Origin of the sequence: Helicobacter kayseriensis, assembly GCF_021300655.1 — a bacterium.
In the GTDB taxonomy this organism is placed as follows: Bacteria; Campylobacterota; Campylobacteria; order Campylobacterales; family Helicobacteraceae; genus Helicobacter_G; species Helicobacter_G kayseriensis.
On record NZ_JAJTNB010000008.1, the window covers coordinates 23,956 to 44,006 of the forward strand.

A 20,051-nucleotide genomic window follows, 5' to 3' on the forward strand; every position below is an offset into this window, starting at 1 on the left:
GATGAGGAAGAGCTGTATTTCATTGGTATTGAGCGGAGTTTTGGCAGGTTTATGTGCAGATGATCAAATCATTGCAAATTTTGGTGATAAGAGCAGTGGGAGTGAGTCAAATAAAGGGACATATAATACTGCGACAAAGGGAGGAGGAACACCAGAAGCGGTTTTTAACACAGATTGGTATGGATCTGATACACGCTTAAGTCTCAAGACTGATGGCTTGACTTTCACTTTTGGTAATGGAACTGCGACTTCTTTGCTATTTAAAGATGGCTTTTTGTTTGAAAACAATCTTCAAGGGGACTCAAAAGCCAATGTAACGATTGAAAGCAATTCTAAACAGCCAAAAGCAAATCCCTCAACTCTCATTTTTGGAGAGCAGGGGGGGAGGGATAGGAGAGTATTGGTTGGGAAAAATATTGATCTTACCCTAAAGGGCTTTAGCGAAGTCAAGGTGCAAGGGAATCTATGGATAGGAGAGGGTTCTAGTTTGTCTGCACTTTCTTCAGATAGTAAGGCAGGAAAGGTGAGCAATGTAGGCGGAATTGTCTTGCAAAAACAATCTACCCTCAAAGCAGGAGAGCTAGACAATCAAGGCACTCTTGTGATGGGTGATGAAAGCAAGCTTGAGATTCAAAGTATCAAAGGAGAGAGTGGAAAATTTGATATTCAAGGCAATGGTCAGATTCAATTTTCTTCTAGTGAGAGTCTTAGGAATAATACAACTGCAAGTATTGAAGGACAAACTTTCAATCTTTGGAGTGGCAAGACGCTGACACTTGGGGTTCAAAATGGGGCTAAAACTTTGACAACTTTATCTTTGGGGGGAGATAAGCAAACATCTTTTGTGGGACAATCTAAGAATGAAGTGCAGATTTCAGGTTTTACTGCTCTTGAGAGCAAAAATCTCTCTCTTAGTAATGTCATCCTTAAGGGAGATTCGCTTAATGAGCTTAAAAATACACATCTTTCATTGAACAATGCCTATATTTTCTTAGGAAACACAGAGAATCAAAAGACGGATGCTGTTTCCATCAAACTAAGCTCTGTAATAGGGCAAGGAAAAGATGGCACAACTTCTACCTTTCATCTCATAGGGACTAATAATCTCATTACTGCAGGCAATCAAGATCTAAAGCTTGAGGGCACGCATAGTTTCCAAGGGGGAGGATCTCTTGATCTATGGGGGAAAAATATCATTTTGGGGGAAAATAGCACGGATCAAAGACAAAATCAACTCCTTACTCTTCAAGGCAAAGACAGTTCAACTTTGGCGCTCAAAGCACAAGAAGCAATCAAAGTGCAAAACCTCAAGGTAGAGGGACTTCACCTTCAAGTTCTCAATGATTCTAAAGCATCATTGCAAAACACGACGATGGAATTGGGTGGAGGGACGATCCTAGAAGCTGTCAATCAAAATAATCAGCTTGTCGATCTAGAAATTGTTAAAAGCAATGGAGAATCGCAGATAAAAATCACCAATGGAGGCAGTGCAACACTCAAAGGAAAGAACATTTCGATTGTGGATAGCTCTATTTCTTTTGAAAACTCTGCAGATAAAACAACGACACTGATTCTTCAAGCACTAGAGGGGAAGATAGTACTTGGCAATGGAAGTGATACAATCAAGATTGAAGGCAAAAATACAACCATTGATCACAATATCCTTGATCTATCCACTTCTCAAGTCTATCTTGGAAAAAATGTCGAGCTAAATAAACTCAATGTGATCGCGGGAAATAATGAGAAAATCACTTTTTATGGCACGCAAGGGGGGAGTGTGAGTTTTAAAAATGGCACGACAATCACAGCAGGACGAGGAGAAAAAGATCAGATTCAATATGGAGAAATGATTTTTAGCACTCAATTTGAATCTGCAAAAACCAATCAAACATCTACTTTGAAATTTGAAGGGGATACGATGCTTAAGGCATCCAATATCACTTTTCAAAATCAACAAGTAGAACTTGGAACTGCTACTGCTGCATCAGTGAGAAATGGAACTACAGCGACATTGAAGCTTTTTGCACTTGGAGGAGATGGCAAAGCTGAGAATGGTGCTTTTAACTTTGTCAATACAGCTTTTAAAGGTGCTAATAGAGCAGCAAAGAGTGGATCCAATGAAGTTGCACTCTATGCCAATCAAGAAGCGGTTTTAATGGCTAATGGCTTGGTTTTGGATGGAGTGAATTTGTCTTCGTATAGTGCATCGGTGACGCAACCCTCAGAACCAGAAACACCTGTTTTAAATGCTCTTGATTTATCTGCAAGCACTGGGAAGCTTACAGCTCTCTCTAATGTCACAATAGCAGCCAATGGAATCTATACAACACGCACAAAGATAGAAAATGGAAAAGAGACTACAGAAAAAGTGCAAGGGATTGGAATGGATATCCATGTAGGGGATAGCTCAAAAATGGGAAATCTTCTCATCAAAAGTAATCTCAAAAGTGAAGAGTTTGTCATCGGAGGGAATTTGGTGATTGACAACTCAACTGCTAATGGAGCAAATGGGAGAAATGGTGCTCAAAGCACACTGAAAATTGAGCTAGGAAGTAGCGGTAGTGATGCTAGAGAAACAGGTATAGCAAAACTTGAAGATCAAACTTTGGGGCTCAATATCAGCGGAGGGATCACAGCTATCGGAAAAGATAGCGGAAGCTCTTCTGTTACAGTTAGTGGAGCTCAAACAACTACAACCACTACAGAAATCAAGGCTAAAAATTTCACATTTGGAGAGACTTCCAATCTCACTTCAATCAATGGAACACTGAAGCTCAATACAAAAGAGGACAGTGAGATTGAAATCAAAGGCACGACGATCTTGCAGGGCACAAGCACGGCTGAGGCAAAAATTGAAGCTGTTAAAGCAAATGGGGCAAGCGGGGTAGCTAACGCATCAAACGATGCAAATGTCAGACTTAAATTACATGATATCCAATCAACAGGAAAGGGAAGTATTAGCAATGCTGGACTGACTTTTGTGGATTCTAATATCAAAGTCACTGGGGCTAATGGTGCTAAAGATCTAGTCTTGACAGATACGACGATTGCCCTTGTCGAGACAGATCCTGTGGGCACACCGCAGGCAAGGGGAGTGACAAATCTCATGAGTGGAACGATTTCTTCTATCACGCTTGATGGAGGAAATCTTGAGTTTAAGCGAACTCTATCTACTAAAGCCGATCCAAAAAATACTGCAGCAACAGCAAGTATCAAGCTCAACGCCAAAGGCTTCATCTCTTCAAGTGGAGATTCTCAGTTCAAGGTCAAAACAATCTATGTGGGTGAAAATGATACAGATTTGTTCTCTCTTAAGGTAAGTAATGGAAGCTTTAAACTGATTGAAGAGGCGACACAAAACAAAATTGGTGAGATTGCTTTAGAGAATGGAAATTTTATCTTTCAAAAAAGCTCTAGTACAGATCAAGCAGCAAGGCAAGGAGAGCAATATCACGATCTCAAATTGCAAGCCAATCTTGCAAGCACGGGAGATTCTTCTATCAAAGCCAACTCTATCATTGGAGCGAAAAACACTTCAGGCAGTGAAGAGAGCAACTACACAATTTCGAGCAAAAATGGAGAATTGAGATTTGATTTGATGAGCTCACAAGCACAAACGCTTGAGAATGATTTTGTGCTAAGTAATGGGGGATTGAGTTTTTATGATGCAAACTCACAGGCTATGAGCAAGATTACCTTTAAAAATGCAACAATCACTGCAACAGGGGATTCGCATATCAAGGCTCAAGAGATTGATTTGGGTGGAGCGACTGTGAGTGCTAGTGCAGGAACTTTAAGCCTTCAGGGAATCAAAACCAATACTCTTGTGGGAAATGTAACTGTAGGAAATGCAGGAATCTTGGAGGCTAAAAATAGTGGAGGCTCTTTTGTGGCATTAAGGGTTCAAGAAGGAAGCAGTGTAAGTTTGAGCGCAGTAGCGCCCTATATTTCTCCTAGTGATCCATTGGGGGGAGGAGCTTTTGGTCGTGTCAATGTCGGCTCATTGCTTTTTGAGGGGCAAAGCAGTGATGAAAAGAAACTCATCAATGTTTCTATTAGCTCCGAGGCAAGCAATGCTTCTGCTCTTAAAGATGATTCACTCTTTTTGCTTCGAGAGGGGAAAGTTACGCTGGTTGACACAGAGAGTGGGATCAAAAAGAAAACAGGAAATGCTAAATATGAAAATCTGACTTTAGAAGATGTGAGTGTGGATAAGGGTGGATATACTTCAATCACTCTAACTCCAGAGATTCAGATGGCAAAAACCCAATTGGGCGAGGAGATCGCCAAAAAGCTCAATTTGGGGATTTCTGTTAGTCAAACAACGATTACAGAATTGATGGAAAGCATTAAGGATTCTAACAATAAGCAAGTGATGGAAAAAATCTTTTCAGATTCTATTAATAGTTTGATTGTTGAGAGTATTTTGCAAAGCAGTGACAATGTCTTTAAGGTGGGGATTGCTGAGTATATTTCTTCGGGCAATGTTGAAGTGGTTGATACAAGTTTGCGCTATATGCGGGAGGCATTTCAGGGAGCGACACAAGGGATTTATGCAAGTGATAAGATCGCCCAAGAGCTCAAAATGATCCGCAACTCAAATCTTGAAAATCGTATGGTGCGCAGTGGGAATCCTTATGTTTCAAAGACAGAGATTGCTCACTTGCTTCAATCTTTGAGTGGAGTGAGATATGCCAATGAGGATGATGGAATCTTGCTTGATGAGGGGTATAGTGGTCCAGATTATGGTGCTTTGTGGGCGAGTTATGAGGGAGCGATAAGTTTTGGAACTCTTGAAAATGCAAGTGTAAATGGTCTAAGTGCGGGATATGATACGCTTGTAGGGGATTTGAAAGAGTATTTGATCGGATTTTATGCTCATTATGGATATGGGACTTATGGATCAAACTTTATTCAGAATGCTTCTCATAATTTTGGATTAGGGTTTTATTCAAGGATGACGTTTGGAAGCAATGAAGTAGATGTTGTGCTTTCTCAAAGTGTCGGACTCAATCAAAGTCGCCTCAATCTTGGAGCTTCTCAAGCTCTTACTGTGCAATATTTGAATCAAAACCTCAAATATAATTTTTATATCACCGATGCGCAAGTGCGCTATGGATATTTGATCGCTGTGGGTGAGGAAGAAAGTCCGTTTTATTTCAAGCCTTTTGGGGGAGTGGATTTTGGATTTACTTTTAATGGTGAGGCGCGGGGTGATGGTGTAGCCTCGATTCAGATTGAGAAAGCTACTCACTTTCAACTCAATCTTTCTCTTGGGCTTGAGATGAAGAAATATTTCAATGAAGGCTCTTATATTTATCTCTTGCCTGTTTTAGAAAAGGGATTGTTTAATGATGGGAATGTTTTAAATCTTGGTTTTACAGGAGCACCAAAGATTCCTTATGCGCAAGTCTATCAAGTCGATACATCTGTTGGGCTATATGCTGGAGGACAAGGAAGTGTGGGGAATAATGTCTCGATCACTGGAGGGTTGGGGGTTAAGATGGATGTTGAAAACAAGGATGTTTTGACAAACTGGAATATTGGTTTTAAATATAAATTTTAATTAAAAAAGTTGGGGTGGGATAAAACTTCATTCATTCAGTAATTGAAATTTTTTTGTTTTTTGTGTGGGATTTTGCTTTGGAAAATGTTTGGGTGGAAATTGAAGATAGGAATTTTTTGAAAAATATTCCTTAAGGATTTTGACCTTTTGAGAAATATCTTGATAGTATGCTTCTGCAAGTTGATTTCTTCCTTTGCTTTTCTCCCAGCTAAAGCCTTTGTTGTAGGACTTAATGATTGCTTTCCAATCATTGTTTCTGATTTTTTTCCAATACAGTAATTCCTCTAGGGCAATTTGTGATGCAAACTCCATATCTCTAATCAATCTTTCGGCAACAACATTGCGTTTAAAGGAGGTGTTTTTGGTTTTGTAATGCCTTTTGATGACGCCTGGAAGATGGGCATGGTAAATCCCAGCACTTGGATCATCAAAGTTGATGCGATAAAGCCCAGCACATGATTCTTTCCAAGCAATCGCTGCCATTGTATAGCCTAGATCGTGTTTTTTGCCATAATGGTAAGCATAGTGGATAGTGTTGATTTGAGATTGATCAAAAAGCGTGATGTCTTTGCATGAATCGGCATAAAGAAAAAAAGATAAAAAGATCAAGATTCTAAGACACTTCACGCTTAAATTTTCCTTTTTAGGTGGGCTTTTGTTAAAATTAAGAAAGACAAAGATCGACTAAAGGATGGAAAGTTGAAACAGAATCTATTAATAGAAATTTTATGTGAAGAACTGCCTGCAATTCCCTTTCTTAAAGAAGAAAAGCATATCCTAAAAAAGTGGGAAATGATTCTTGATGAGTATCATTTGAGTGCAAAATTTGATTTTTTTTATACTCCTCGTCGATTGGTGCTTGTGAGTGAGGATTTTCCAGAGAGGCAAGAAGATCAAGAGGTGGAGTTTTTTGGTCCTCCTGTTGCGATTGCTTATATTGATGGTGATAAAACAAAGGGTTTAAGCAAAGCAGGGGAAAGTTTTTTGAAAAAATGCCATGCTCAAAGTGTGGAAGAAATCCAAAAGGATGGGAAGAAAGTTTTGTATTTTGCACAAACTCTTCAGGGAAAGAGTGTGCAAGATTTGCTTGGAGAAATGATTCTTAAATGGCTTGAGAGCTTGCAATTTGGAAAAAGTATGAGATGGGGGAATTTAGAATCTTCTTTTATTCGCCCAATTCGTAGTGTTGTTGCTTTGTTTGGTCAAAAACCAATCGAGTTTGAACTTTTTGGAGTGAAGAGTGGAAGCCATACATTTATTCATCGTGATTATGGTTTTGATCCAAGGAGTTTTGAAAGTCTTGATGAGTATTTTAAGATTCTTCAAGAGGGGGGAGTGATTTTAGATCCACAGAAGAGAAGAGAAAAGATTCTTCAAGAAATGAGAGAAATTGAGATTCAAAGGGATGTAGAAATTGAACTTGATGAAGAGCTACTTTGTGAAGTTGTGGCGATTACAGAATCCCCAAGGGCTGTTTATGGAGAATTTGATCGGGAGTTTTTGGAACTTCCTCAAGAGGTGATTATTACTTCGATGAAGGAAAATCAGCGTTATTTTGCTCTCTATCAAAATGGAAAACTCCATCATGGCTTTATTGTTGTGATTAATTCAATGAGCGATGATACCGGGTTAATAATTGAGGGGAATCAAAAAGTTTTGCGTGCGCGATTGAGTGATGCGATGTTTTTCTATCACAATGATTTGAAAAGGCCTCTTGCTAGTTATGATTTGAGCAAAGTTACTTTTGTTGAGGGGCTTGGGAGTATGGCAGATAAGATTGAGCGTGAAAAGGCTATTGCAGCATTTTTATCCAAAAACAATGCAGAAGTGCTTGAGGCTGTCACAATCTCAAAATCAGATTTATTAAGCGAGATGGTGGGCGAATTTCCTGAGCTTCAAGGGGTGATGGGAGAGTATTATGCGCAGGCTGAGGCAAATGCAGGTGTAGAAAATCGCAACCAAGCAATTGCACTTGCTTTAAGGGAACAATATATGCCAAATGGAGAAGAGGATAGTCTTCCCACAAGTGAAATTGGGGCGTTTTTGGCATTGAGTTATCGGCTTGATTCTTTGTTGGCGTTATTTAGTGTTGGAAAAATTCCTAGTGGATCAAAAGATCCTTATGGTTTGCGTCGAAGTGGTAATGCTGTGTTGAAGATCTTGCAAGCTCATTGCATTGCTTTGAGTAAAGATGACATATATCAGCTTGCGAAAAATTATCAATCTTTTGATGTGGAAAAATTATGGATGTTTTTGACTGAGCGTATGGAGGGTGTGCTCAGAATCAATGCTTCTATTTTGCGTAGCGTGATCAATGGGCGAGAGACAGATTTGAAAAAGATGATGCAAAAAGCTCTTGCACTCTTTGAGGTGTTTGAAGAGGAAGAAAAAGAATCTATGCTGAGCACATTTAAAAGAGTGGCAAATATCACCAAAGAGATTGGTGGTGATCCAAAAGAGATCGATCTTTCTTTGTTTCAAGAAACCCAAGAGATGGAGCTTTATCAAGCATTGCAAAGAATCAAAGCACAACCCCAAAGTGATCTTAAGGGTTATATTAAGGCTTTATTCTCCCTGAAAGCACCTTTGAATGATTTTTTTGATTCTGTGATGGTAAATGCTGAGGATGAGAAAATAAGAGAAAATCGCAAAAATTTGATTTATGCGATCTATTGGATGTTTTTGGAGATTGGGGATATTAAAGAGATCACTGGATAGGGAGAATTAGGTGGGGTTTTTGATCACCCTAAGGGGTGAGAAAGCTTGTGTTGTTGGCATAAGCTCTAAGCGATTGATGTTGATATGAGATGGGAGAGAAGCACACCAAAATACAGATTCGGCGATATCTTCTGGCATCAATGGAGTGGTGTTAGCATAGACCTCCTTGGCTTTTTGCTCATCTCCATTAAACCTAACAAGAGAGAATTCGCTTCCACCAACCAAACTAGGCTCAATATTGGTGATGCGAATATTTTGATCGATAAGATCTGCGCGTAGATTGAGGCTAAATTGTTTGATAAAGGCTTTTGTCGCTCCATAAATATTACTCCCAGGGTAGGGATAATTGCCTGCAATTGATCCGATATTGATAATGTGCCCTTTTTGATTTGCAATCATTGAAGGAAGAATGAAATGCGTGAGCTCTACAAGGGCAAGAATATTGGTTTCAATCATTTCTTGATAGTTTTGTTTGGGGCTTTTATAAAATGGCTCAAGTCCCAGTGCTAATCCTGCATTGTTGATCAAAACATCAATTTTAGATAGAAAAGATTGAAGCCTTGCTTGAACTTCTTGGATATTTCTTAGATCACAGTCAATGATTTCAAGACAATTTGAACCTAGTAGGCTTTGAAGTTTTTCTAGCCTATCTTTGCGTCGTGCGAGTAAAATCACTTGATGCTTTTCTTGAATAAAACGCTTTGCAATCGCTTCGCCTATTCCGCTTGATGCTCCAGTAATGAGGGCTAGCATTATTGCAATGGATCCATACGTAAGATTTGTTGGAATTTAAAATCTTCCAATTCTTGTCTGAGATTTTTATTTTCTTCTTGCAATAGCTCTAGATGGCTATCAATTTTTGCAATATCTCGGCTAATGTAGTAAATCTGTCCTGAAACATAAATTTTGGGTGCAAAGACACAAAAAATCAACAAAAAGATGATCAATGCCCAAACTAAATCCTTGCCATTGATTTTTCCTGAATCAGAGCTTATAGAAGTGAGTGCATCTTTTTCATTTTGAGAGAGAGTTTGTTGTGTATTCATTTTTGTCGTCCAAATTGAAATGCCCTAAGTTTAGCACTACGCGATCGTATATTGGAGGATAGTTCTGCTTGTGTTGCACTTATGGGTTTTTTAGTCAGAATTTTACCATGGCTGTGATGATTTCCGCATTCGCATCGCATGACACTTTGTGGGCAGATGCATGATTTTTCCCAGTCCTTAAAGGTATTTTTAATGATGCGATCTTCAAGAGAATGAAAGGAGATGATGCTCAAGATCGTATTTTGTAATTTAGATGAAGCATTGCAAATCTTTTGCAATAGAGTTTGCAAGACATTTAGCTCTTGATTGACTTCAATCCTTAGAGCTTGGAATGCAAGGGTGGCGGGGTGAATGTGATGTCTTTTGAAATGCTTTTGTAAAAACGCGCTGAGTTGAGCAGCACTTCTAAAGGGTTGTTTTTGGCGTTCTTGAAGAATAAGTGCAGCCATTTTTTTGTATTCCCTGATTTCTCCATAGTCTCTAAAGATTTTTTCTAGCTCAAGTTTTGAATAAGTATTGATCACTTGTTCTGCACTTATGGGGCATTCTTGATTCATGCGCATATCAAGCACAGGAGAATCAAAAGAAAATCCCCTCTCAAGAGTATCAAGCTGGAATGAGCTCACACCAATATCTGCCAAGATTCCTACAATTGGAGAGGATTGCAGAGCCTCATCAATTTTGTCTGAAAAATTTCCCTCCAAAATTCTCAATCTTTCTGAGCGGATGTGTTGTTTGCAATATTCTTGAGCATCTCTATCTTGATCGATTCCAATGATTTGAAGAGTGGGATGAGCTTGCAAAAGTGCAGAAGTGTGCCCGCCAAAACCAAGCGTGCAATCAATCAAAATTCCATTTTCAGGAATTGAAGAAAAGAGCTCTAAAACTTCTTCTTTTAAGACGGGAATATGTGGATTCATTTAGATTCTTGCAACGCCATCAGATTTTGCACTTTGGGCCACAGCTTCTGAAAGCTTGGGTAACAATCTTAAATCAAAAGGCATAGGGATAATATAATCTTTTCCAAAAGACAAATCTCTTTGATAAAGCTTGCATAGCTCTTGAGGGACCTCTTCTTGAGCAAGTTGAGCCAATGCGATTGAGCAGGCTTTTTTCATATTTTCTGTAATTTTTGAAGCACGGACATCTAAAGCTCCTCTAAATAAATAAGGGAAAGCCAAAACATTATTGATTTGATTGGGATAATCACTGCGTCCAGTTGCGACAATAGCATCAGGTCTAACTTCCTTGATAAGTTCTGGAGCGATTTCAGGATTGGGATTGCTTAAGACAAAGAGCAGAGGATTTGGTGCCATTTCTTTAATGTCCTCTTGTGTGAGAATATTGGCTCTTGAGAGACCTAGTAGGACATCAGCTCCTTTGAGAGCTTCTTGATATGAAGCAAATGTTTTTTGTGAGATGAATTCTTGCTTTTGTGGTGTGAGATCTGATCTGAGGTGATTGATAAGTCCTTGAGAATCAAACATGTGGATATGCTGAACTCCAAAGCTTTTATACATTTTTGCACAAGAAATTGCACTTGCTCCAGCGCCAATAATGACGACTTTGAGATCTTGAAGTTCTTTATTGACAATCTTTGAAGCATTGAGTAGAGCGGCCGTGCTTACAATGGCTGTCCCGTGCTGATCATCGTGCATCACAGGGATATCAAGCTCCTCAATCAGTGCGCGTTCAATTTCAAAACATTCTGGTGCTTTGATATCTTCAAGGTTGATCCCACCAAAAGTTGGAGCGATGGCTTTGATGATGGAGATGAGTTTTTGTGGATCTTTTTCATTGATTTCGATGTCAAAAGAATCGATTTTTGCAAATTTCTTAAATAAAACGCTTTTTCCTTCCATAACGGGTTTACTTGCTTCTGCTCCAATATCCCCAAGTCCCAAAACAGCAGTTCCATTGCTAATCACAGCAACAAGATTACTTTTGCTTGTAAGGTCATAGGATTTGAGTGGATTTGCTTGAATTTCCAAACAAGGATAAGCAACACCAGGGGAATAAGCAAGAGATAAATCTTCAAAGCTTTCAAGGGAAGTTTTTGGAGTGACTGCGATTTTGCCGCCTTGATGATAGGCAAGAGATTTTTGAATGATTTCTGACATTTGAAAAGTTCCTTTATTTGAAGTATTTAGCGTATTTCATCATATCAGACAAAGACAATAAAAACAAGAATGAATCTCAAAGTAGGTGTAGCTATAAGCCGAGTTCTGTATTGGGTGGGTATTTATCTAGAGGAACATTTCGCAATGCCCTTCAAGCGAGAAGTATAAAATCAAAGACAAAAACCATGCTTCTCTTGCTACGGATTGGGTTTACATGGACACTTTGAATTTCTCCAAAGTCGGTAGGCTCTTACCCCACCTTTTCACCCTTACCACTCAAAGTGGCGGTTATTTTCTGTTGCACTTTCCCTTAGATTGCTCTAGCCATTTGTTAAATGGAATCCTGTCTTTGTGTAGCTCGGACTTTCCTCTTTGAAATTCAAAGCAACCACCTGCTACACCTAATTTTTGAGAAACATAATTTTAGCTAAAATATTTAGCAAAGTTATCTAGATGGCAAGCAGGATCACAGAATGAAAAAGCTTTGGTTTATATTGGCATTAATGGTGGTTGGTTTGGTGGCCAAACCCTCAATTGTAAGTTCTCAGCCCATTAAAAAGGGAAAGTTAGATTCGCAAAATATGTTTTTGGGAGTTGTGAAATTTAAGGAAAACTCTCAGATTGCTTCACAAAGTAGTGGGGTTGTGGAGAAGATTTTGTTTGAATTGGGCGAAAGTGTCAAAAAGGGGGAGAATTTAGTCATCCTCAATTCGGATTTATTGCAAAAAGATATTGAATCTAAAGAAGCCAAGCTTAAGCAGGCCAAGCTTCTTAAAGAATATCAATTCAAAGAATTGGAGCGCTATAGAAATCTTTTAGAAAGCGATTCGATTGCATTGCAACAATACGAAAAACTCAATTATGAGTTTCAAGTTCAAGATTTGACGATCCTTTCTTTGGAAGCCGAACTTGAGCAAGCAAGGGTTGAGTTGTCCAAAAAGATCATTAAAGCTCCTTTTGATGGCGTGATTGTCAAAAAGAATGTCAATATTGGAGAGTGGATTAAGACTGGAGAGGGTATTTGTGAGATTTTGAATAATTCTAGAGTGGAAGCCATTATTGATGTTCCCAATGCAATTTTGCCTTTCAATAAACTTGGGGATTCTGTAAGTGTGAATATCAACAAGCAAAACTACACGGGTAAGATTAGAGCCATTATCCCCAAAGCAGATAGTCGCTCTCGCACTTTTCCTGTAGTGATTGCTCTTCCAAATGGAGAGCGCTTGTTTGATGGGATGGCTGCAAGTGCGATGCTTAAAAGTGGGGGAGAAAGTGAGGGATATATCGTGCCTCGTGATAGTGTGCTTGAGTATCGCAATCGTCCTAGTGTTTTTGTCATAAAAGATGGAAGGGCTTTGGCGGTGAGTGTAGAGGTTTTGGCGATTTCTGGAGGGATTGCTGTGGTAAGAGGGAATCTTAATGAAAAAGATCGTGTCATCTATAGAGGTCAATATCGTCTTCAAGATGGTGTAGAAGTGAGAGAGAGTATTGGAATGATGAAGCAAAAAGCAGAACTAGCATGAATTTAGTTAAAGGTGCGATCAAATACCCTGTTGTCGTTTTGGTAGGGATTATTTTTGTTTTTTTATTTGGAGGGATTGCGTTTTCTCATCTTCCCTATCAGCTAACTCCAAAAGTTGTTTATCCTGTGATTAGTATTTATACAAGCTGGAAGAATGCAAGTCCTTATGAAATTGAAGCAGAGATTATTGCCCCCCAAGAAAAGGCACTCAAAAGCTTAGAATCTTTACAAAGTATGACTTCTATCTCAAGGGAAGGGAGGGGGAGCATCACGTTGGAATTTAAGCAAGGGAGCAATATCAATACGCTCTTATTGCAGGTTTCTCAAAAGTTAGAAGAAGTTAGAGGATATCCCAATGATGTGAGCAAACCCATCATCAAAGCAAGTGGAGAGAATATCCCTCCAAGCATTTATCTTTTTTTGCAATCAACACAAGCCGATCTTTCTGTGGAAGATCAAAGAGTCTTTTTTGTGGAGAATGTTGTTCCATTTTTGGAAAGGATTCCTGGGGTAGGGGAAGTAAGTGTGTGGGGTGGAAGAGATGAGCAGATGCATATTCTCCTTGATACGCGTTTGCTTGCATATAACAATATTACAATTTCTGAAGTGATCTCTGCTATCAAGAGGGCCAATAGTAACACTTCTGCAGGAGTATTAGACTATAGCTCTAGGAGTTATCGTATCCGTGTTGATTCTAAATTTGCCTCCATTGAGGATATTTATAACACGGTGATTAAAAGTGAGGGGGGAAGAAATCTTTTATTGCGTGATGTAGCAGAGGTCAAAGAGGGATTTGCCAAAACTCAAGTTTATAGTTTTTATAACAATAAAGATGCGATTTCTGTGCGGATTCATCCAAGTGTATTTGCAAGTGTCTTAGAGCTCACAGATGCAGTCGAAAAAGAAGTCAAAAAGCTCAATGAGGGTATCCTAAAAGATCATCATCTAGAGCTTGCGTGGAGTAGGGATCAGCGAGGATATATCTTAGAATCCATTGCATTGGTCAAAGAAAATATTCTTTATGGGATTTTGTTTGCCGCGATTGTGTTGTTTGTTTTCCTAAGAAGTTTCAGCTCTGTTTTTGTTGTGGCGTTTGTGATTCCTGTGAGTATTTTTGGGACTTTTATTGTTTTGGAGTTTTTGGATCGCACTCTCAATGTGGTCTCTTTGGCAGGAATTTCATTTGCAATCAGTATGCTTGTTGATAATGCGATTGTGGTCCTTGAAAATATTCAAAGGCATCAAGCCCAAGGAAAGACCCTATACAAATCCTGTATTGATGGAGTGAGGGAAGTGGTTGGGGCTCTTTTTGCCTCTGTTTTGACGACTGTAGCGATCTTTGTCCCCATTTTGGGATTGCAAAGTGAGAGCGGTCAGCTCTTTTATGATATTGCCTTGAGTGCAACTTCTGCTCTTTTGATTTCTCTTTTTGTGTCTTTGTTTGTCGTGCCAATGATGACTTATCAAATGCAAAGTAAAAGTGAGTTTTTTGGATGTATAAAACGATGGATTCAAAAAGGTGCATCATTTGTGTTTTATCCATTTGATTATTGCGGAAAACTCTTTTATCGTTTGATGAGCGTTGTGCTGAAGGTGATTTTGACTTCTATTTGGGGAAGGATTGTTTGTATTGGTGGGTTTGTTGCATTAAGTTTTTGGCTTTATGGAATCCTTTTCCCCAAAATCTCTTATCTCCCTAGCGGAGATCAAAATTTTGCAATTTCTTATTTGAGTGCTCCTCCAGGATTATCTTATGAAGAGCGAAAAGAAATCGCTCAAGCATTTTATGAGCAAAACAAACAATATCTTAGTATCAATGGATACACAGCAAAGTCTCCCCAAGATGTGCCAGAAATCAAGGATTTGTTTTTTATTGGGAATGAATCTTTTATGATGATTGGTGCGATTGCTCAAGATCCTAAGCGTATCGGAGATTTGGCTAAAAAATTGCAACAAAATATCAATGATATTCCCTCAGTGAGAGGAAGCGTCTTTCAGCAAGGAATCTTTGATGCAGGAAATGGGGGGTTGAGTATCGATCTTTACCTTAATGGCTTGAATTTGGAAACATTGAGAGATGATGCGTATAAGATGATTGAAGCGATCAAGGAAAAAATGCCAAAAGCAAGCGTGAGGGCAATCCCAACGCTTGAAATCAACAATAAAGAAATCACTTTTTATCCTGATACACAAGCTTTGGCTCTCAATGGAATGGACCCTAAGGGATTTGGCGAGATTTTGAGCACATTGCTAAATGGAAGGACGATTGGAGAGTATCAAACCTCTAGTGGAAAAAATATTGATCTTGTTTTGAAATCTAAGCAACGCTCTTCTTTTGCACCAGAAGATTTGAATTATGCACAGATTTATACTCCACAAGGCAATGTTGTGTCATTGTATTCTTTAGCACAAATCAAAGAAGAATATGGAATCACGCAAATCCGCCACTATGAGCGTGATCGCAGTATGCTTTTGATTGTTATCCCTCCTCAAAATATGGCTTTAGAAGAAGCGCTCAATGTGATCAAAAATGAAGTCCTGCCCTCTGTTGGGCTTGATCCTCAAACCAAAGTTTTGTTAAAAGGGAGTGCAGATAAGCTTGAGCAAACCAAAGATGAGTTGTTGGGAGGCTTTGTTTTGGCTGTTGTGATCACTTATTTGCTTTTGTGTGCGTTGTATGGAAACTTTTTCTATCCTTTTGTGATTATTATGACTTTGCCTTTTGCTGTAGTGGGTGGGTTTATCGGACTAAAACTTACAAATCTCTTTGTCGCACCACAGCCGATGGATATCTTAGCGATGCTTGGAATGATCATTTTGGTGGGAAGTGTTGTGAATAATGCAATTTTGATTGTGTATCAGAGTTTGATCAATATGCGTGAGTATGGCATGCAAGCTTTACAAGGTGTCTTTGATGCGACATTGAGCAGGATTCGTCCTATTTATATGAGTATGCTGACAAGTGTTTTTGGATTATTGCCATTGGTGATTTTTAGTGGAAGTGGGAGTGAGATTTATCGTGGATTGGGTGCAGTGATCGTGGGAGGATTGGTTTTTTCGACTTTTGTGACGATTTTTGTTATTCCTGCGATTTTGCTCTTTTTTATCAAAGGTGAAGAAAAGTACCATTCCAAAGGAAAATGGCATTGAAAAAAATAGTGTGTTTAATCTGTTGTAGTGTGTTTTTGGGAGCTTTGGATCTTTATGAGAGTGTTGAGCTTGTTTTGCAAAAGAGCCATAAGCTCAAAGAGCAAGAAGCGATTTTGAAGAAATTTCAAGCTGATTTGGGCGTTTATGAAGGGAATTACTATCCAAAGATTGATTTCTCTTATAAGAGTGGATATGGAGCACTTTCAAACCAATTTGGAAATAAAGCAAGCTTGGGGCTAGAGCTTAATCTCTTCAATGGAATGAAGGATAAAAATTCCCTAGAGATGCAAAAAAAATACATTCAATCTCAAGAAGAAGAGATGAAAAAAGTGCAAGAAGAAGTTAAATATATGACAAAAAAACTCTATGTCCAAATTCTTCTTGCAAAGGGTGTTTTGGAGATTTCTAAAGAATCTGCCAAACTCTTGGAACTCCAGCTCAAGCAAGCTCAGCAATTTTATAAACAAGGGATTTGGGCAAAAAACAATGTCTTAAGCGTTGAGGTGAGTTTAGCAAGTGCACAATTAGATATCAACTCTAATACAACTCATTTAAACTATCTTCTTTCTGCTTTGGAGGCAATGATTGAAGAGCCAATCGATCTTGCTTTGATGAAAGATTTGCCTCTAAATACTGAAGAGATGGATTATGATCGCTTGAGCTTATTGATGTTTGAGTATAAGCCAGAATATCAAGCCATGCAGAGACAGAAAGAAGCCTTGATCTATGAAATTTCTTCTTTGAAGGGGAATTACTATCCAAAGATTGATCTAGGGATTTCTGGAGATTATAGCTTTGGAGGGAGGTATTATGGAGATTCTCAGGTATTTGTAGGTCTTGGAGTTTCCATTAATCTCTTCAATGGTTTGAAAGATGCAAAGAGAGTAGAAGCAAAGCAACAAGAGCTCCTCGCATTAGAATCTAAAATCTCTGCTTATAAACGAGATGCTCTCATTGAGCTTAAAAAGGCGATTGGGGATTTTAATTTGGCAAAAGATCAATATGTCTTATCCCAAAAAGCGATCCAAAATGCTCAAGAGAATTATCGCATCGTCTCAAATCGCTATAAACAAAAGCTTGAGACATCCAATGAGCTTCTTGATGCGGAATTGATGCTCAAAAATGCAAGAGCCAATCTCTTAAAATCACAATATGCAATTTGGGAGTATTCCTTCTATATCGAATTTTTGATGGGAGGGAATAAGGGGGTATTTTTCTAGGGGAACTTAGGATTTTTAGAGAATTGAAAGGGATAGGGTGAGGAGGATGGATTGATCAAATGACTTATTTATGTCCAAGAGCTAGTAGAGGGCAATGGGGGATTTTTCAAAACCGCATAAAACCTTAATGGATAAAATGCTCAAATTGAGTTTAGAAATGTATTGGCTGAGAGTATGTGAATCATCTGATGTATATTTGCTTTTTAGTAATTCAATGGCAATAAAAAATTTAAAGAGCGTATTGCGCACAAGATGTTGATATGTAGTATAGCAAATTTGCTATCAGAGAGAGAAGGTGAGCACAAGATACTTGCAAAATGCTCAAAAATCATTTAGAGAAATTGCTTTTCTTATATATCTGAAAGAATGTTGGAGTAGTTTGTGGGATTTTAAACAATGGTGGCCACGATTGGACTCGAACCAACGACCACTACCATGTCAAGGTAGTGCTCTACCAACTGAGCTACGCGACCAAAGACAAAATAAAGATGGTGGAGAATAGCGGGTTCGAACCGCTGACCCCAACGCTGCCAGCGTTGTGCTCTCCCAACTGAGCTAATTCCCCAAAGCAAAACGCAATTATACGCAAAAAGATAGAAAAATTATCGTTTTTTGCGTGCAAAAAGAGTGCTTCTAGAGTAAATCACTCCATATATTAAAATAAAAGCAAGAGAGATGAGAAGCAAAAATAAGTCATTTGAAGAAACAAAAGTTGAGAGAATCATAAAAGGAGAGACACTAAGCACGATAAAAAGGCTTGTTTTGGCATTGTGTTTTAAGAATCGCTTGTATAAGATGGTGTGCAAGTGAAGTTTGTCGGGTTGCACTGGAGAGAGATGTCTGATAAATTTTCTGCGATAGATAGAAAAAATCACTTCCCAAAAAGGGTAAATCAAAAGAGCGATGCCAAACCAAGGAGAGATATTGGGGGTTGTCTCTCCATTTAGAGGGGTTTGTGTGATGTGGATCAGTAATCCTGCAAGAACAAATCCCAAGAAATAAGCCCCCCCATCACCCAAAAAAATCTTCCCCCAAGGAAAATTAAAGATAAAAAATCCCAACACAGAAGCTATAAGGATGACAATAAGACAAGATTCAATCAAAGAGTGGGGTAGGAGAAAATAAAGACACACAAGAGCCAAAAGAGTGATTCCGCTTGCCAATCCATTAAATCCATCAATAATATTGAGGGCATTGACCATTCCGACAATGGCAAAGATACTAAAAGGAATGCCAATATAGGCAGGTAGTTCTATACCAAAACCAAGATTTGATAAGTAACTTTCACTCAAAAAGACAAAAAAACCAGCACCAAGACATTGCAAAATCAATCTTGTTTTGGGGTTAAGAGAGGCGTTGAAATCTTCGATGATTCCACTCATAAAAATAATACTTCCACCTACAAAAAGCCCAAGAAAAAGAGGTTGAGGATGATAGAGATAAAACAAAACAAGTCCCCAAAAGAAAGGAGCAAAAATACCAATCCCTCCTGCTCTTGGAGTAGGGAGGGTATGCATTTTCTGCGGTTTTTTATCCATTTCAGAATCAATAAATAATCTATATTTTTTGGCAAGAAAAATCACGCTCAAGTGAAGTATTACAGAAAAAAGAAAAGAGCTAATGAAGAGCTTTAGAATCATTTCATCCATAAAGATTTTTCCCATTCATATGCGCTTTTGCAAATGAGCTTTAGATCATCATATTGAGGCTTCCAATCTGTATGAGAGATGAGGCGTTCGTTACTTGCAATAAGAATCGCAGGATCTCCATCTCTAGGGTGATCAATCTCTGCACAAAAATCAACTCCACTGACTTCTTTCATCGTCTCAATTACTTCTTTGACGCTATAGCCACGATTGTATCCGACATTGAAGATGTCAGATTGCTTGTGAGTTTGGAGATATTTAAAAGCACTAAGATGAGCAGTTGCTAAGTCATTGATATGAATATAATCTCTGATGCAAGTCCCATCTTGTGTTGGATAGCAATCTCCATAAATTGACATTTTTGCACGCTTGCCAATCGCGCATTCGCTAGCGACCTTGATCAGGTGTGTGGCATTAAGACTTCTTTGTCCCAAACCGCTAGAATGCTTTAGTTCCTCTTCTGTATTGTGGATGTTGGCCCCAGCGACATTGAAATATCTTAGAGCGATATAGGTGAAGTCATGCACCTTGCTCACATCTTTCAAAACCTGCTCACTCATCAGTTTGGAGCTTCCATAGGGGTTGATTGGGTTGAGGAGACATTCTTCTGTGACGGGATTGATAGAGGGTTCGCCATAGACTGCAGCTGTAGAACTAAAGAGAAATTTTGGAATATGATTTTGCACACATAGATGAATGAAGTTTGTCGTATTGAGCGCGTTGTTGAGATAATACTTGAGGGGGTTTGAGACTGATTCACTTACGATAATAGAGGCTGCAAAATGAATAACAGCATCAAAGTGATGGGCTTGCATGATTTGATCAAGTTTCTCAAGATCATTGAGATTTGCTTGGATGAGTTGTACTCTTGAGGGAAATTTCTGATTGAGATAGTCAAAGTTTTGTATAAATCCCGTGCTGAGATCATCGATAATTATGATTTGCGCATCAGTTTGTCTTAAAAATTCATATGCTGTATGAGAGCCAATATACCCACTTCCGCCAGTGAAAAGAAGCTTCATTGTTTCCTCCTTTTGGGAATATTTTTATAATTATAGTGCTT

At 38.7% G+C, this 20,051-nt stretch carries 12 protein-coding genes, 2 tRNA genes and 1 other RNA gene; 5 read left to right on the forward strand and 10 right to left on the reverse strand.

Features of this window, described 5'->3' with window-relative positions; all coding sequences use genetic code 11:
• Position 1: 1 nt before the first annotated feature.
• Positions 2-5,566: an autotransporter outer membrane beta-barrel domain-containing protein gene (locus LW137_RS05780; RefSeq protein ID WP_233034167.1), complete on the forward strand. Its 5,565-nt coding sequence runs from the start codon at positions 2-4 to the stop codon at positions 5,564-5,566.
• Between the two features lie 27 nt (positions 5,567-5,593).
• On the opposite strand, the gene LW137_RS05785 is transcribed toward LW137_RS05780, so the two are convergent.
• Positions 5,594-6,193, reverse strand: coding sequence for a hypothetical protein (locus tag LW137_RS05785; RefSeq protein WP_233034169.1), 600 nt, complete (start codon positions 6,191-6,193; stop codon positions 5,594-5,596).
• A 72-nt stretch (positions 6,194-6,265) separates the two neighbouring features.
• Between LW137_RS05785 and glyS the strand changes: the two genes are divergently transcribed.
• Positions 6,266-8,284: a glycine--tRNA ligase subunit beta gene (glyS, locus tag LW137_RS05790; RefSeq protein ID WP_233034172.1), complete on the forward strand. Its 2,019-nt coding sequence runs from the start codon at positions 6,266-6,268 to the stop codon at positions 8,282-8,284.
• Positions 8,285-8,290: 6 nt separating this feature from the next.
• Here the strand turns inward: glyS and LW137_RS05795 are convergent, their stop codons facing one another.
• From LW137_RS05795 to rnpB, 5 genes are all read right to left on the reverse strand, one after another.
• Positions 8,291-9,037: an SDR family NAD(P)-dependent oxidoreductase gene (locus LW137_RS05795; RefSeq protein WP_233034174.1), complete on the reverse strand. Its 747-nt coding sequence runs from the start codon at positions 9,035-9,037 to the stop codon at positions 8,291-8,293.
• Complete coding sequence (locus LW137_RS05800) at positions 9,037-9,330, reverse strand: hypothetical protein (RefSeq protein WP_233034176.1); 294 nt, start codon at positions 9,328-9,330, stop codon at positions 9,037-9,039. The genes LW137_RS05795 and LW137_RS05800 overlap by 1 nt, the downstream gene beginning before the upstream one ends.
• A complete protein-coding gene (rsmH, locus tag LW137_RS05805; RefSeq protein ID WP_233034178.1) occupies positions 9,327-10,250 on the reverse strand; it encodes a 16S rRNA (cytosine(1402)-N(4))-methyltransferase RsmH in 924 nt (307 codons plus the stop codon). Before rsmH ends, LW137_RS05800 begins: the two co-directional genes overlap by 4 nt.
• Positions 10,251-11,450: a malic enzyme-like NAD(P)-binding protein gene (locus LW137_RS05810; RefSeq protein ID WP_233034181.1), complete on the reverse strand. Its 1,200-nt coding sequence runs from the start codon at positions 11,448-11,450 to the stop codon at positions 10,251-10,253.
• Between the two features lie 78 nt (positions 11,451-11,528).
• Positions 11,529-11,854, reverse strand: an RNA gene (gene rnpB / locus LW137_RS05815) — RNase P RNA component class A.
• Between the two features lie 69 nt (positions 11,855-11,923).
• Here rnpB and LW137_RS05820 point away from each other — a divergent pair.
• Genes LW137_RS05820 through LW137_RS05830 form a run of 3 tightly spaced genes read left to right on the forward strand, consistent with a single transcriptional unit; the run spans position 11,924 to position 17,342 of the window.
• On the forward strand, positions 11,924-12,973 hold the full coding sequence (locus LW137_RS05820; RefSeq protein WP_233034183.1) for an efflux RND transporter periplasmic adaptor subunit: 1,050 nt from the start codon (positions 11,924-11,926) through the stop codon (positions 12,971-12,973).
• Positions 12,970-16,122 (forward strand): efflux RND transporter permease subunit, encoded by a 3,153-nt coding sequence (locus LW137_RS05825; protein WP_233034185.1) that lies wholly within the window; start codon positions 12,970-12,972, stop codon positions 16,120-16,122. The genes LW137_RS05820 and LW137_RS05825 overlap by 4 nt, the downstream gene beginning before the upstream one ends.
• Complete coding sequence (locus tag LW137_RS05830; protein WP_233034187.1) at positions 16,119-17,342, forward strand: TolC family protein; 1,224 nt, start codon at positions 16,119-16,121, stop codon at positions 17,340-17,342. Before LW137_RS05825 ends, LW137_RS05830 begins: the two co-directional genes overlap by 4 nt.
• Before the next feature lie 397 nt (positions 17,343-17,739).
• Here LW137_RS05830 and LW137_RS05835 read toward each other — a convergent pair.
• The 4 genes from LW137_RS05835 to galE all read right to left on the reverse strand — a co-directional run bounded on the left by LW137_RS05835 (position 17,740) and on the right by galE (position 20,010).
• Positions 17,740-17,815: transfer RNA gene (locus LW137_RS05835), tRNA-Val, on the reverse strand.
• 16 nt (positions 17,816-17,831) lie between these two features.
• A tRNA-Ala gene (locus LW137_RS05840) sits at positions 17,832-17,907 on the reverse strand.
• A 37-nt stretch (positions 17,908-17,944) separates the two neighbouring features.
• Entirely contained in the window at positions 17,945-19,006 is a 1,062-nt protein-coding gene (locus LW137_RS05845) for an MraY family glycosyltransferase (protein ID WP_233034188.1), read from the reverse strand.
• The gene (galE, locus tag LW137_RS05850) at positions 18,979-20,010 is read right to left on the reverse strand and encodes a UDP-glucose 4-epimerase GalE (protein WP_233034189.1); all 1,032 of its coding nucleotides are present in this window, start codon (positions 20,008-20,010) and stop codon (positions 18,979-18,981) included. Before galE ends, LW137_RS05845 begins: the two co-directional genes overlap by 28 nt.
• Between the last annotated feature and the right edge of the window lie 41 nt (positions 20,011-20,051).